Genomic DNA, 14538 nt, shown 5'->3' with positions numbered 1-14538 from the left:
GCCGGTGAACGTCTCCACCCACAACGACTCAGCCCGCAACACCCCACCCATACAAGAGGAATGCCCCATCCCAGGCGTTCTGCAACAACCTTTAGGGGCTGTCCCGCGGTATCGGCTGCCGCAGGACGGCGACCCCTCCCGGCGGCAGCACCAGCCCCTCGCCCGCCGGCGGGCCCACGAGGACCTGCCCGGCCGGGGCGGGCACGGAAACCGGCACGTCACCGCGGTTCACCAGGAACAGATAGCGGCTCTCGCCGTCGCGTCGCACCACCTGCTCGACCGCCCCCCGGGCCTGCTCGGGCAGGTCGCTCGTCACACCGGAGGGGGCGAGCAACCGGGGCAGCAGAGCGATCAGCCCGTCAACGTCCAGGCGCGTGGAGACGTACGCCGCCGAACCCCGGCCCGTCCTGCGGCGGGTGACCGCCGGGCGTGCGGCGTACACACCGCTGCTGTATCGCGAGAGGATCTCCACGTTGTTGCCGGGCACGCTGATCCGGTCGGTCCACAGGGTGCCGGTCGTGGCGTCGTCGAGGCCGACACTGTCACCGTCGAGCAGCGGCCCGAACTCCTCGACACGAATGCCCAGCAGGTCGCGCAGGGCGCCGGGGTAGCCGCCCAGCCAGATGTGGTCGTTCTCGTCCACCACGGCGGAGAAGTACGTGGTGACCAGGTGCCCGCCGCCCTCGACGTAGCGAGTGAGGTCCTTGGCCAGTGCCTGCCCGACCATGTGCAGGACGGGCGCGATCACCACGTCGTACGAGGCCAGGTCGGCTTGGCGCGCGGGCACCACGTCGGCACGGATACCCAGACGCAGCAGGGCCGAGTACCAGTCGAGAGCCTCGCGGTGGTAGTCGAGGAGCGAGGTCGGGTGCGAGTCGTGCTCGCTGCTCCACCAGGACTCCCAGTCGAACAGGATCGCCACGCGGGCGGGTTCGCGCCGGCTGCCCGCCAGTGGCGCGAGCGCCTCCAGAGTGCGTCCCAACGTCACCACGTCACGGAACAGTTCACTGTCGGGGCCGGCGTGCGGGACCATGGCCGAGTGGTACTTCTCGGCGCCTGCCGCGGACTGGCGCCATTGGAAGAAGCACACGGCGTCCGCTCCGTGCGCGACGTGCAGCAGCGAGTCACGGGCCAGCTCTCCGGGGCTCTTCGCCAGGTTGACCGGCTGCCAGTTCACGGCACTGGTCGAGTGCTCCATCAGGAACCACGGACGGTGGCCGGCGAGTCCGCTGGTCAGATTGGCGCAGAAGGACAGCTCGTCGCGGCTCCGTGGGCCGGTCGTGGCGTAGTGGTCGTTGGAGACGAAATCGACCCCGTCCGCCCAGTCCGCGTAGTCCATGCCCTTGATCCCGCTCATCACCATGAAGTTGGTCGTGACGGGCACGGCGGGGGTGATCTCGGTCAGGATCTCGCGCTCGGCGAGCAGATGGTCCTTCAGCGCGTCCGACGAGAAGCGCTTGAAGTCGAGCTGCTGCGTCGGGTTGGGGTGGGACGCGGACAGCCGGGGCGGCAGGATCTGGTCCCAGTCGCTGTAACGCTGGGACCAGAAGGCGGTGCCCCAGGCGTGGTTGAGGGCGTCGAGCGTGCTGTAGCGGCGTCGCAGCCAGTCGCGGAAGGCGTGCGCGGCGTCGTCGGAGTAGTCGTAGACGTTGTGGCAGCCCAGCTCGTTGTTGACGTGCCAGGCGACCAGGGCCGGGTGGTCGGCGTAGCGCGTCGCCACTGTCCTGACCAGGCGCAGCGCGTGCTCCCGGAAGACCGGGGAGGTGGGTCGCCAGTGCTGTCGCGCCCCGGGCCACAGGGTCTCGCCGCTTGCGGTCACCGGAAGGATCTCGGGGTGCGCGGTGGTGAGCCACGGCGGCGGTGAGGCGGTGGCGGTGGCGAGATCGACGCCGATGCCGCCGGCGTGCAGCAGGTCCATCACCTCGTCGAGCCACTCGAAGTCCCAGCTGTCCGCGGTGGGCTGGAGCCGGGCCCAGGAGAAGATCGCCAGGGAGACGACGTTCACGCCGGCCTCGCGCATCAGGCGGACGTCCTCCTCCCACACCGCCCGTGGCCATTGCTCGGGGTTGTAATCGGCGCCGTACCCGAGGCGTCGGGCGCCGTTGCCGCCCGTCGGATACGGGAAACGGGAAGTGCGGGGGGAGGTCATGCAGGTCCTTCCGTGGGCCGGTGGCTGGGGGCGCGGGCCCGGTGGTGCGGGCCCGAGGTGCTACTTCTCGACGGTGAAGCCCTGCTCCTTGCCGTACTCGAGTGACTTGCTCCGCCACGACTCCAGGCCCTCGGAGAGTTTGACGCCCGAGACGTATGCCTTGCCGACGGTGTCGTTGAAGATCGAGTTGGAGTACACCTGGTACGGCAGGTACTTCCAGTCGGCCGGAACGGACTTCGCGGAGGCTGCGAAGATCTTGTTGGCCTTCTGGCCACCGAAGTACGGGAAGGCGGTGTCCTGGAACGCCGGGGATTCCAGGTCCTTGGCGGTGGCCGGGAAGGCACCGTTCTTGATGCGGGTCTGCACGCCCGCACCGGAGTTGGCGTACTCCACGAAGGCGTAGGCGAGTTCCTTGTTCTTGCCGAGCGCCGGGAGCGCGAGGGAACTGCCGCCGTTCTCCGCGCTGGAGTCCGCGCCCTTCTCCCACTGCGGCAGCGGGGCGACGCGCCAGTCGCCGGCGGCGTCCTTCACTCCGGAGGTGAAGTTGGCAGGCATCCACGCACCAGTGGTCAGGGTCGCGATCGTGCCGTCGCCTAGGCCCTTGTACCAGTCGTCGGACCAGCCGACGGTCGGCGCGACGAGCTTCTCGTCGACGAGCTTCTGCCAGGTGTTGGTGTACTTCTTGGCGCCCGCGTCGGTGAAGTCGATGCCGACCTTCGTGCCGTCGACCTTGTACGGGTGCGAACCCGCCTGCCACAGCAGGCTGGTGGTCATGCCCGCGTCGCCGACATCGCTCGTGATGTACGCCTTCGGGTCCGCCTTGTGCAGCTTGCGGCCGGCCTCGACGTACTCGTCCCATGTGGTGGGCACAGCGATCTTGTACTTGTCGAAGACCTTCTTGTTGTAGAACAGCGCCATCGGCCCGGAATCCATCGGCAGGCCGTAGATGCCACCACCGGCCTGCACCGAGTTCCACGGGCCGGGCGAGTACGAGTCGGCCAGCTTGTCCGCCCCGTACGCCCTGAGGTCGGTCACCGACTTCGTCAGCGCGTACTGGCTGATCGAGTAGTACTCCAGCTGTGCGACGTCGGGGACGCCCTTCTCCGCGGATATGGCGTTCTGGAGCGCCTTGTACTGGTCGTTGCCGGTGCCCGCGTTGACCAGCTTGATGTGGACCTTCGGGTACTTCGCCTCGAAGTCGGTGACGACCTGCTTGAGGGTGGGCTCCCACGCCCACACCGTGATGGTGCCGCCCTTCTTCAGTGCGGCCCGGAGACCGGAAGCGCCCACCGGCTTCTGGCCGGAGTCGTCGTCGGAGCCGCCGCAGGCGGTCGCCCCGAGAGCCAGTGCGCAGACGAGACCGAGGCCGCGCAGCAGGCGGCGGGAGTGCTTGGGCATGGTGGTACTTCCACTTCGTCGTGGTTCAACGGGACCTACGGACAGGGAGAGGGCGGAGCGCTGCGTGCGCGGCGCTCCCCGGGGCGTCACTCCTTGACACTTCCGGCGGACAGTCCGGACTGCCAGTACCTCTGCAGGAGGAGGAACGCGGCGATCAGCGGCACGATGGTGAGCAGTGATCCGGTGACGACCAGGTTGAAGACGGCCTCACCACCGGCCGTAGACGCCTGTTTGTTCCAGGCGTCGAGCCCGAGGGTCAGCGGATACCAGTCGGGGTCCTTCAGCATGATCAACGGCAGGAAGTAGTTGTTCCACGTCGCGACCGTGGTGAACAGCAGCACGGTGACCGTGCCCGGGGCGAGCAGCGGCAACGCCACCTGGAAGAAGGTGCGCAGCTCGCTCGCACCGTCGATGCGGGCGGCCTCCATCAGTTCGGTGGGGATCGCCTCGGTGGCGAACACCCACATCAGATACAGACCGAACGGCGAGATCAGAGACGGAACGATGACGGCCCACGGGGTGTCCGTCAGGCCGATCTTGCTGAACAGCAGGAACGTGGGGACGGCGAGAGCGGTGGCAGGCACCGCCACCGCGCCGATGACCACCGCGTAGACGGCGCGCTTGCCCGGGAACCGGAACTTGGCGAGCGCGTAGCCGCCGAGTACCGCCAGGAACGTGGCACCGCCCGCGCCGGCCACCACGTACAGCAGGGTGTTGAGGAGCCAGCGGCCGAAGACGCCGTCCTGGTAGGTGAAGGTCCGGCTGATGTTGTCCCACAGGGCGAAGTCCCCGTCGAACCAGAGCCCGAACGACCGCGCCAGCCCTGCCTGCGACTTGGTGGCGCTGATCAGCAGCCACAGCAGTGGCACCAGGCTGTAGAGCAGGACGACGCCGGTGAGTACGGTCAGCAGGAGACTCCGCCTGGGACGGCGGCTCGGGCTGGGTGGGCGGCGCGGTCCTCGCAGCCGGGGGGAGCCGCCGCGCGACCCGTCGGCCGGGCGAACGGCGGCGGCCGGACGTTGAGTCCCTGTGGTGCTGCTCGTCGTCATCCCTCTCACGCTCCCTTGCGCATGCCGCGCAGCTGGACGACATAGGCGACGACCATGGTGATCACGCCCATGACGATGGCGACGGTCGCGGAGTAGTTGTGCTGCTGTCCGGAGAAGGACAGCGAGTACGTGTAGTAGTTCGGGGTGTAGTCGGTGGTGATCGCGTTCGGCGCCAGCTTCTGGAGGATGGCGGGCTCGTTGAAGAGCTGGAAGCTGCCGATGATCGAGAAGATCGTGGCGATCACGAGAGCGCCGCGGATCGCCGGGAGCTTGATCGCGGAGATGACCCGCCACTGGCCGGCGCCGTCGATCTCCGCGGCCTCGTACAGCGAGTGCGGGACGACGCGCAGCGCGGCGTAGAAGATCAGCATGTTGTAGCCGACGAACTCCCAGGTCACGATGTTGCCGATCGACGCCAGGACCAGGCCGGACGAGAGCGGGTCGGGCAGTGAGATGCCGAAGGTGTCGTTGATGTCGCCGACCAGGCCGAACCGCGGGCCGTACATGAAGCCCCACATCAACGTGGCGACGACGGCCGGCACCGCGTAGGGCAGGAACACCGAGATCCGGAAGAAGTCCTTGCCGTACAGCCGGCCGCTGTCGATCGCGAGGGCGACGAGGAGCGCGATGCCCAGCATGATCGGCACCTGGATCAGCAGGAACAGCCCGACTCGGGCGACGCCGTTCCAGAACTGACCGTCCTGAAAGGCCTGTTGGTAGTTGTCGAAACCGACGAACGTCGTACCGCCGATCAGCTGCGTCCGGAACAGGCTCAGGTAGACGGAGTACGCGAGCGGCACCAGGAAGACCAGCGCGAAGACGAGTACGAAGGGGCCGATGAAACCCCACCCCGCCCATGAACGGCGCGATCGCCGCACCGTGGATCCAGCCGGGCGGGCCCTTGCGGCCGCCGGCGGTTGCAGCGTCGTCATCTCGCGTCCCTCGCTCGTGCTTCGCCAAACCGAAACGGAGGTTCACGCAAACGTCTCCGGCCGGTGACCGGCCCGACCATTCCGCCGCCCAGGCGTTATGTTTACGTAAACATCTGGTGGCGGCATGTCTACACTGCCCCCAGACGAGCGGTCAAGGGTCGCTCGCGGAAGGCGGCGGCTGATGAGGGAGACGGTGGACGGAACAGGCGAAGGCCTCCCGGCGGAGGACGCGCAGCCGACCGGCCCGGCTCCGGCGGAGCAGGCTGCCCCCCGGCGTCGCAAATCCGTGTCGATGGCGGACGTCGCCCGTGTCTCGGGTGTCTCCTCGCAGACGGTCTCCCGGGTTTCCAACGGCTTCCCCGGCGTCAACGAGGAGACCCGCCGGCAGGTCCTCGCCGCGATGAAGGAGCTCGGCTACCGCCCCAACAGCGCGGCACGCGCGCTCAAGCGGGGCGAGTTCCGCACGATCGGCGTCATCACGTTCACGCTCTCCACGACCGGCAACGTCCGCACCCTGGAGGCCGTCGCCACCTCGGCCGCGCAGGAGGGTTACGCGGTGACGCTGCTGCCCGTCGCCGTGCCCAGTCAGGACGAGGTGCGGGGCGCCTTCTCGCGCCTCGGTGAGCTCGCGATCGACGCGGCCGTCGTGATCATGGAGGTGCATCTCCTCGACGAGGCCAGGCTGTCCCTGCCGCCGCACGTGAAGGTCGTGGTCGTGGACTCGGACGCCGGGGACCGCTACACCGTCGTCGACACCGACCAGGCCGGCGGCACCCGTGACGCCGTCAACCACCTGCTAGGCCTCGGGCACACCACTGTCTGGCATCTGGCCGGTCCTGAGGATTCGTATGCCGCCCAGCGGCGAACGGATGCCTGGCGCAAGGCCCTTGAGGAGGCGGGGCAGGTACCGCCGCCGCTCGTGCGGGGCGACTGGTCGGCGGAGTCCGGCTACCACGCCGGCCTCCGGCTCGCCGGACGCCCCGAGTGCACCGCCGTCTTCGCCGCCAATGACCAGATGGCCCTCGGACTCCTGCGCGCGCTCAACGAGAGGGGTCGCAGGGTGCCCGAGGACGTCTCCGTCGTCGGCTTCGACGACATCGCCGAATCCGGCTCGTTCCAGCCGCCGTTGACCACCGTCCATCAGGACTTCGCCGAGGTCGGACGACGCTGTGTCGAGGGGGTGCTCCGCCAGGTGCGGGAGGGCGGTCCCGAGCACGGTACGACGCTGGTCCCGACGAAGCTGGTCCTGCGCGCCAGCACCGCTCCGCCGCCGGGCTTCCTTACTGGTTGAGCTCCGCCAGCACGCGCAGCGTGTGCGGGTCCGGCGCCGTCACCAGCAGGTCGGTGACCGGCCCCTCGCGCCACAACTCCAGCCGCTCCGCGATCCGTTCGCGGGGGCCGATCAGCGAGATCTCGTCGGCGAACGCGTCCGGGACGGCCAGCACTGCCTCTTGCCTGCGGCCTTCGAGGAAGAGCTGCTGAATCCGCATCGCCTCCTCGCCGAACCCCATCCGCGCCATCAGGTCCGCGTGGAAGTTGCGGGCGGCGGCGCCCATGCCGCCGATGTAGAAGCCGAGCATCGCCTTTACCGGCAACAGCCCCTCCGCGACGTCGTCACAGACGTGCGCACGGGCCATCGGCGCGATCATGAAGCCTTCGCGGAGCCCGGTGAGCGAGGCCTCGTACACGTCGGTGCGCGACGGCGACCAGTACAGCGGCAGCCAGCCGTCCGCGATCCTGGTGGTCTGCGCGATGTTCTTCGGCCCCTCCGCGCCGAGCAGCACCGGCAGCCCGGACCGCAGCGGATGCGTGATCGGCTTGAGCGGTTTGCCGAGCCCGGTGGCGCCCGGGCCGTTGTACGGGTGGGAGTGGAACCGTCCGTCGAGCTCGACGGGGGCCTCGCGGCTGAGCACTTGGCGCACCACGTCGACGTACTCGCGGGTCGCGGTCAGCGGGCTGGAGGGGAACGGCTGCCCGTACCAGCCCTCGACGACCTGGGGTCCGGAGAGTCCGAGGCCGAGCATCATCCGGCCGCCGGAGAGGTGGTCGAGGGTCAGGGCGTGCATGGCGGTGGCGGTCGGGGTGCGGGCGGCCATCTGCGCGATGGCGGTGCCCAGCCGGATGCGGGAGGTGTGGGCGGCGATCCAGGTCAGCGGGGTGAAGACGTCCGAACCCCAGGCCTCGGCCGTCCACACCGATGCGTAGCCCAGGTCCTCGGCCGCACGGGCGAGGTCCAGGTGGGCCGGTTCCGGGCCGCGGCCCCAGTAGCCGAGAGCGAGTCCGAGCCGCATTCCGCCGCCTCCCAGTGATTCTGACGATGCATCAGATCTAGCCGGAGGGTACGACAGCGGCCCCCCGCCCGGAAGGGGCGGGGGGCCGCTGTCGGTCGTGCGCGCGCCGCGTGATCAGCCGCGCTGGATGCCCGTGGTGTCCTGGAGCACACCGCGGCGGCCGTCCTGGGTCTGGGCGATGAGGCCCGGACCGCGCTGCTCGACCGCCAGGTACCAGGTGCCCGGCGCCAGTTCGGCGATCGGGGCGGGCGAACCGTCCTCGCCGTAGAGCGGACGGGCCACCGGAACGGCGAACCAGAACGGGGTGAAGTCGCCGGCCGGCGCCCCGCCGGCCGCCGGGGCCTGCTGGGCCGGTGCGCCGGCCTGCTGCGGCTCGGGCTGACCGGGCTGCGGCTGGCCGCCGTAGGGCTGCGGCTGCCCCGGCTGCTGACCGCCGTAGGAGGGCTGCTGGGCGCCCGGGTAGCCGTAACCCTGGCCGGGCTGCGGCTGGCCGCCGTACGGCGGGTGGACGGCCTGCGGCTTCGGGGCGCCCGTGAGCGGGGCCTTCAGCGCGGGAACCAGCGGGGACGCGACCGCGGCACCGGCCAGCACCAGGGAGGCGATCAGACCGAGGACCAGACCGGCGCCGGCGTCGATCGAACCGAGGTCGAGGATCGTCCAGAGGAGGTGCCACGCCGTGACGACCGTCGCGGCCACGCCGAACGCGGCCAGGTCCAGGCCGAGGACCTTGCGCGGCTGCGGCTGCGAGCGGGAGAGCACGATCAGCGCCGCGCCGGCCACCCCGACCAGGTAGACGCCGATCGCGATGCCCAGTGAATCCCAGGCGTTCGGCGCGTCAATGCGGGAGTCCCCGTAGGAGTAGTAGTCGAGGAAAGAGGCGATGAACAGCACGACCGCTGCTCCGATCACCACGCCATCGCCTCGAGTGAGGGAGCGGATATTCACGTGAAGGTCCTTAGTCGGTCGTCTCTTCGGGGCGGTCGTCGCTGCCACCGATACGGCGGGCACGGCGCGAAGCTCGGGGGCGGCTCCCCATCGTACGGATGAATCTATCGTCTGCCCGGTCGGGCTGTACCCCCCGTCCGGACGTTGGCCGGGCATCCCCCCGAATTCATCGCAGAACCACCTCTTACTACCCGTTGAGGTAGCTGCTGATGCCGTCGGCGATACCCTGTGCGGCCTTCTGGCGCCAACCCGCGCTGGTGAGCAGGGCGGCGTCCTTCGGGTCACGCATATTGCCGCATTCGATGAAGACTTTGGGCACGGTCGACAAATTGAGCCCGCCCAGGTCCTTGCGGGTGTCCAGACCGGTATTTCCACCGATGTAATTGGAAGGCGCACTTCCGGTAGCGCGTACGAACAGCCCGGCGATTCGAGTGCCGAGATCGCGCGAAGGGCCGACGATCTTCGAGGTGTCCGCGTCTCCGTCGTGTACCGATGCGGGAAGAATCACATGGAAGCCGCGGTTGCCGGCCGCCGATCCGTCCGCGTGGACGGAGACGACCGCATCGGCCCCGGCCTTGTTGCCGATCCGGGCCCGTTCGTCGACACACGGCCCGAACGGCCGGTCGTTGTCGTGCGTCAGCACCACCTTCGCCCCCTGCGCCCGCAGCAGTGTGCGCAGCCGGTGCGACACGTCGAGGGTGAACTCGGCCTCCGCGTAACCGGAGTTGGTGGAGGTGCCGGTGGTGTCGCACTCCTTGTGCGTGGTGCCGATGTCCACCTGCCGGGCGATCTCCGCGGTGTGCAGGTGATTGCGCGGGTTGTGCCCGGGGTCGATGACCACGGTCTTCCCCGACAGTGGACCGGACGGGGCCTTCGGCGCGGACGCCGAGGGCGAGGACGGCTGCTTCGAGGGGGCCGGGCCGCTGCGCGAAGGCGAAGGCGAGGCCGGGGCGGACGAGGACGCGGACACCGACGGCGTTCCCGTGCCGGCGGCCGGTCCCGGCCTCGCCTGCGCGCTGTCACCGCCGCTCCCGCAGCCGGCGGCACCCAGGCACATCACGGTCAGCGTCGCGGCGGCGAACAGGGCCGGGCGGCGCGGGGTGGGGGGAATACTCTCGTCGTCACGCACCCGGCGATGCTATCCGGGAGCCCGGCCGGTGTCCGGAGCCCCGGGAGCCTCCCCGGCGGGAGACCGTCAGATCCCCGCCCCGGTACGCCGGAGCACGCGCAGCGAGTCCGTCACTGAGATCTCGGTGAAGGCCCCGGAGGCCAGCGCGCGCCGATAGACGCGGTACGGGGCCTGGCCGCCGTGCGCCGGGTCCGGGAACACGTCGTGGATCACCAGCAGACCGTCGTCGGCGATGTGCGGCGCCCAGCCCTCGTAGTCACCGTTCGCGTGCTCGTCGGTGTGGCCGCCGTCGATGAAGACCAGACCGAGCGGCCCGCCCCAGACGGCCGCGACCTGCGGGGACCGCCCCACGAGCGCCACCACGTGCTCCTCCAGACCGGCCGCGTGCAGCGTGCGCCGGAAGGTGGGCAGCGTGTCCATCCGGCCGACCTCCGGGTCCACCACCGTCGGGTCGTGGTACTCCCAGCCGGGCTGCTGTTCCTCGCTGCCCCGGTGGTGGTCGACGGTGAGGGCCGTCACCCCCGCGGTGCGGGCGGCGTCGGCGAGCAGGATGGTGGAGCGCCCGCAGTAGGTGCCCACCTCCAGCAGGGGCAGTCCGAGGGCGGTGGCCTCGGCGGCGGCCGCGTACAGGGCCAGCCCCTCCACCACCGGCATGAAGCCCTTGGCGGCCTGGAACGCGGCAAGAATCTCCGGCTTGGGCTCGGCGGCCACGGGGTTCCTCCTGGTGGGGCGGGGTATGTCGACGGCGCCCCATCGTGCCGTACGCCCCCGCCGAAGGAGTCGGCGGGGGCGTACGGACGGGGTGAGCCCGGGTCGGGCCCCCGGCGGAGCCGTGACGCGGGGGTCAGCAGCTCTGCCAGAGCCGGGTCATGACGCGGACGCCGAAGCGCAGGCCCTCCAGCGGGACCCGCTCGTCCACGCCGTGGAAGAGGCGGCCGTAGTCCAGGTCGTGCGGGAGCTTCAAGCCCTTGAAACCGAAGCAGCGGATGCCCAGGTGGGTGAAGGCCTTGGCGTCCGTGCCGCCGGGGTTGCAGTACGGCACCGGGTGGCCGTCCGGGTCCTCGGCGCGCACCGCGTCGCACATGGCCTCGACGAGCGGGCCGTCGAAGGTGGTCTCCATCGCGATGTCGTGGTTGACCCACTCCCGGCTCACCGAGGGGAGCAGCAGCCGGTCGATCGTGTCGATCAGCTCCTGCTCGTGGCCGGGCAGGAAGCGGCCGTCGACCCGGGCGGTGGCCTTCCCCGGGATGACGTTGGTCTGGTAACCGGCGTTGAACATGGTGGGGTTGGCCGAGTTTCGGAGCACCACCTGCATGAAGTCGGAGACCGGGCCCAGCCGGGCGAGGCTGCCTTCGATGTCGTTCTCGTCGAACTCGACCCCGTAGAGCCGGGCCGCCTCGTCGAGCAGTGCGCGGACGGGCTCGATGAGCCGGATCGGGAAGGTCTCGCGGCCGATCCGGGTGAGCGACTCGGCAAGGTCGGTGACCGCGTTCTCGTCGTTGGGTGACGAGCCGTGGCCGGCCCGGCCGGTCGCGGTGAGCTCCATCCAGGCCATACCGCGCTGGGCGTTCTCGATCGGGTAGAGGCGCCGGGTGTCGTCGATGGCGAAGGAGAACCCGCCGCCCTCACCGATCGCCTCGGTCACCCCGGCGAACAGCTCCGGGCGGTGCTCGACCAGCCAGTGGGCGCCGAACCTGCCGCCCGCCTCCTCGTCGGCGAGGAAGGCCAGCACCAGATCGCGCGCCGGCTTCGTACCGGTGCGGGCGAAGTGCCGGGCGGTGGCCAGCATGACGGCCACCGTGTCCTTCATGTCGATCGCGCCCCGGCCCCACAGGTAGCCGTCCCGGATCTCGCCGGAGAACGGCGGCACCTGCCACTCGGAGGCGTCGGCGGGGACCACGTCCAGATGACCGTGGACCATCAGTGCGCCACGCTCCGGATCACGGCCGGTGATCCGGGCGATGACACTGGCCCGGCCCGGGGCGGACTCGATCAGCTCCGACGCGATGCCCACATCGGCGAGGCGGCCCACCACCCAGTCGGCGCTCGCACGCTCGTCGCTCGTGGGGTTGGAGGTGTCGAACCGGATCAGTTCGGCGCAGAGGCCGACGACCTCTGCCTGGGCCTCGTCGGAGGCCGGGACCAGGGGGGCGAGGGGGTCGGGGGTGCTCATGCTGCTCCCATAGAGGTGGTGGTGCGGGCGTCGGGGGCGGTGCCGTCCCCGTGGCCGTCGTCGGCGAGGGCGGAGGTGCCGTACGGCCTCACCCAGCCCAGCAGGCCGAGGACGCAGTACAGGATGAAGGCGGTGGCCAGCGAGTTCAGGGCCGGGATGCCGCCGTCGTAGAACTTGCCGACGCAGAAGGCCGCGATCCAGATGGCGATGGACATCGGCACCCAGGTCGGCGAGGAGGCCGGCAGGGTCTCGGATTCCCGGGTGTCGTCCAGCGGCTTGCGCATCCGCTTCACGACCCAGTACTCGGCCACGACGATGCCGCCGATCGGCGGGATCGCGACACCGAGGATGGTGAGGAACTCGGTGAAGTGGGTCATGATCCCGACCGCGGACAGCAGAGTGCCCGCGATACCGAGGACGATCGTGACCACGCCGCGGTGGACCCGCTTGCCGAAGACGACCTGGAAGAAGTTGACGACGCCGAGCGAGGAGCCGTACAGGTTCCAGTCGTTGATCTTCGCCGTGGACATCAGGACCACGATGACGCCGAAGGCGCCCGAGGTGGAGAGCACGATGTGCGAGACCTCGTTGCTCTTGACCAGGTGGCCGAGCAGTACACCGGTCAGGCCCACGATGTACTCGGAGAGGATCATCGACGAGGCGCTCTGCAGGAAGACGTGCGAGCCCCTGCGGTTGTAGCGGGTCATCTCCGGGGAGACGATCGCGCCCGTCATGTAGCCGCCCGCGATGGCGGTGGCGGCGACGGCCAGCGGGATCGTGTCGCCCGGCGGCGGCGAGTGGATCAGGTCGCTGAAGGAGTGGTCGCTCAGGGTGCGGATGACGGACCAGGCGACCATCCCGAAGAAGAGCGGGGTGACGATCTTCGCGAAGTTCGCCATGTACTTGAAGCCGAAGATCACCAGGGCGGTGATGGCGACACCCGCTATCACGCACCACATCCAGGACGGCCCGCCGACGAGCGCGGAGACGCTGTTGCCGAAGATCGTGTTCTGGACACCGAACCAGCCGACCAGGCTGACCGCGATGACGAAGCTGACCAGCGCGGAGCCGTTGCGCCCGAAGCCCACCCAGCGGGTCAGCATCGGCGTCGCGAGACCCTCGCGCATACCGGCCAGGCCGATCGCGAAGATCACGACCTCCAGGATCACCGCACCGAGGGTGAAGGCGAGGAAGGCGTCGCCGAAGGTCATGCCGACACCGATGGTGGCGCCGAGCGTGAACTGCGAGATCGAGCCCGACTGGGCCAGCCACTGGAGCAGCATGGACCAGAAGCCGAACCGCTTGTCGCGGGGGACGCGCGAGAGCGAGTAGTCGTCGCTGCCGATGCTCTTGGCCTCGTGGACCACGGCGTCGGCCTGCGGGGCGGCAGCCATCAGGACTCCTGGGGTGTACGGCCGAAGGTCTGCAGGTGAGCCAGCGACCCGTAGCGGTTGACGAGGTTGTCGAACTCCACCGCGTCGTGGAAGTCCAGGTGGCCCGCGCCGAAGGCCTTGGCGACCTCCACGGCGTAGCGGGCGGCGGAGGCGATGTCGCTCTCGTGACTCGCGCCCGTCTGGCAGCCCGGCACCGCGGCGGCCGAGGTGACCGCCAGGCCGACCACGGGAGCGGCTGTGGCGGTGGAGGGCTGGAGGATCGAATTGATGTGGTGTGCACCGTTACCGTACGGCGTGATGTCCTGGGTGGTCACGGGGTACGTGACCAACGGCTCACCGGTCACCACGGCCAGCAGCTCACCGAGCTGCTCGCTGACCCGGAGCACCCAGCCCTCCTTGACGGTGGGCGACAGGGCCAGGCCCTTGTGGTTGATGATGCGGTTGCCCTTGGTGGTGTCGATGGAGAGCACCGCTTCCATCTCGCCGGTCACCTCGTGGCGGTTCATGGTGGCGATGTCCACGGGCGAGCCCATGAACGGAACCGGGTCGTGCGGCTCGGTCGGCGCGTTCGGGCAGATGTGCGTGGCGACGATCACGTCGCCGGGCAGCACGTCGCCGCGGCGGCGCATGTCGAGCAGTTTCGCGGCGGTGGCGACGGCGCTGGCCGCGCCGTCGGCGTCGGAGACCAGTCCGGTCACCTCGGGCCGGGCGCCGATACCGCCGAGCCGGCCGACCACGCCGAGGGTGCGCGCACCGCCACCGGCCGTGCGCCCCCGGGAGCCGGGGATGCGGACCATCACGAAGTCCGTCGAGCCCCGCTCGCCGGCGACCGTGGTGACCTCCGCGGACGAGCCCGCTGCCCCCGCTACGGCGTCGAGGTACTCGACGACGGTCTTGCCGTTTGCCTGGGGATCGTCCAGCAGGTCGACGATGTCCAGTACGTACTTCAACATGGGGGGCCTTTCTCGCGCATCCGTCACACCCGTCCGGCACCCGGCAGGGAGTGGGGCGCCGGACGGGGTGCTGAGAGCAGATTCGGGATCGGATAGCGTTGAGCGCAACCATTTCCCGTTATTAG

The 14538-nt window shown here is 69.8% G+C and carries 12 protein-coding genes; 1 reads left to right on the top strand and 11 read right to left on the bottom strand.

All coding sequences use genetic code 11. The annotated features are described in order from the left end of the window. Positions 1 to 91: 91 nt before the first annotated feature. The 4 genes from ACFVJX_RS10210 to ACFVJX_RS10195 form a co-directional block, all read right to left on the bottom strand. On the bottom strand, positions 92 to 2149 hold the full coding sequence (locus tag ACFVJX_RS10210) for a beta-galactosidase (protein ID WP_384125424.1): 2058 nt from the start codon (positions 2147 to 2149) through the stop codon (positions 92 to 94). Between the two features lie 60 nt (positions 2150 to 2209). Next, the gene (locus ACFVJX_RS10205; protein ID WP_384125426.1) at positions 2210 to 3547 is read right to left on the bottom strand and encodes an ABC transporter substrate-binding protein; all 1338 of its coding nucleotides are present in this window, start codon (positions 3545 to 3547) and stop codon (positions 2210 to 2212) included. Between the two features lie 86 nt (positions 3548 to 3633). Continuing rightward, positions 3634 to 4596, bottom strand: coding sequence for a carbohydrate ABC transporter permease (locus tag ACFVJX_RS10200; protein ID WP_384125428.1), 963 nt, complete (start codon positions 4594 to 4596; stop codon positions 3634 to 3636). A gap of 5 nt (positions 4597 to 4601) precedes the next feature. Further along, positions 4602 to 5528 (bottom strand): carbohydrate ABC transporter permease, encoded by a 927-nt coding sequence (locus ACFVJX_RS10195; protein WP_384125430.1) that lies wholly within the window; start codon positions 5526 to 5528, stop codon positions 4602 to 4604. 181 nt (positions 5529 to 5709) lie between these two features. On the opposite strand from ACFVJX_RS10195, the gene ACFVJX_RS10190 reads away from it, so the two are divergent. Further along, positions 5710 to 6819 (top strand): LacI family DNA-binding transcriptional regulator, encoded by a 1110-nt coding sequence (locus tag ACFVJX_RS10190; protein WP_384125432.1) that lies wholly within the window; start codon positions 5710 to 5712, stop codon positions 6817 to 6819. Here the strand turns inward: ACFVJX_RS10190 and ACFVJX_RS10185 are convergent. The 7 genes from ACFVJX_RS10185 to ACFVJX_RS10155 form a co-directional block, all read right to left on the bottom strand. Continuing rightward, entirely contained in the window at positions 6809 to 7819 is a 1011-nt protein-coding gene (locus ACFVJX_RS10185; protein ID WP_384125434.1) for an LLM class F420-dependent oxidoreductase, read from the bottom strand. The genes ACFVJX_RS10190 and ACFVJX_RS10185 overlap by 11 nt on opposite strands. Before the next feature lie 114 nt (positions 7820 to 7933). Next, positions 7934 to 8731: a hypothetical protein gene (locus ACFVJX_RS10180; protein WP_384125436.1), complete on the bottom strand. Its 798-nt coding sequence runs from the start codon at positions 8729 to 8731 to the stop codon at positions 7934 to 7936. Positions 8732 to 8951: 220 nt separating this feature from the next. Beyond that, positions 8952 to 9893 carry an N-acetylmuramoyl-L-alanine amidase gene (locus tag ACFVJX_RS10175; protein ID WP_384125438.1) on the bottom strand — a complete coding sequence of 314 codons (942 nt, stop codon included), beginning with the start codon at positions 9891 to 9893 and terminating at the stop codon, positions 8952 to 8954. A 66-nt stretch (positions 9894 to 9959) separates the two neighbouring features. Beyond that, on the bottom strand, positions 9960 to 10604 hold the full coding sequence (locus ACFVJX_RS10170) for a class I SAM-dependent methyltransferase (RefSeq protein WP_384125440.1): 645 nt from the start codon (positions 10602 to 10604) through the stop codon (positions 9960 to 9962). A gap of 133 nt (positions 10605 to 10737) precedes the next feature. After that, positions 10738 to 12066 (bottom strand): M20/M25/M40 family metallo-hydrolase, encoded by a 1329-nt coding sequence (locus tag ACFVJX_RS10165; RefSeq protein ID WP_384125442.1) that lies wholly within the window; start codon positions 12064 to 12066, stop codon positions 10738 to 10740. Next, positions 12063 to 13460, bottom strand: coding sequence for a cytosine permease (locus tag ACFVJX_RS10160; protein WP_384125444.1), 1398 nt, complete (start codon positions 13458 to 13460; stop codon positions 12063 to 12065). Before ACFVJX_RS10160 ends, ACFVJX_RS10165 begins: the two co-directional genes overlap by 4 nt. Beyond that, positions 13460 to 14413 carry a DUF1177 domain-containing protein gene (locus ACFVJX_RS10155; protein WP_384125446.1) on the bottom strand — a complete coding sequence of 318 codons (954 nt, stop codon included), beginning with the start codon at positions 14411 to 14413 and terminating at the stop codon, positions 13460 to 13462. The genes ACFVJX_RS10160 and ACFVJX_RS10155 overlap by 1 nt, the downstream gene beginning before the upstream one ends. Positions 14414 to 14538: the final 125 nt, after the last annotated feature.

Origin of the sequence: Streptomyces sp. NPDC127177 (assembly GCF_042672475.1) — a bacterium.
Taxonomy (GTDB): Bacteria; Actinomycetota; Actinomycetes; order Streptomycetales; family Streptomycetaceae; genus Streptomyces.
This window is presented reverse-complemented; position numbering and strand designations above follow the sequence as displayed.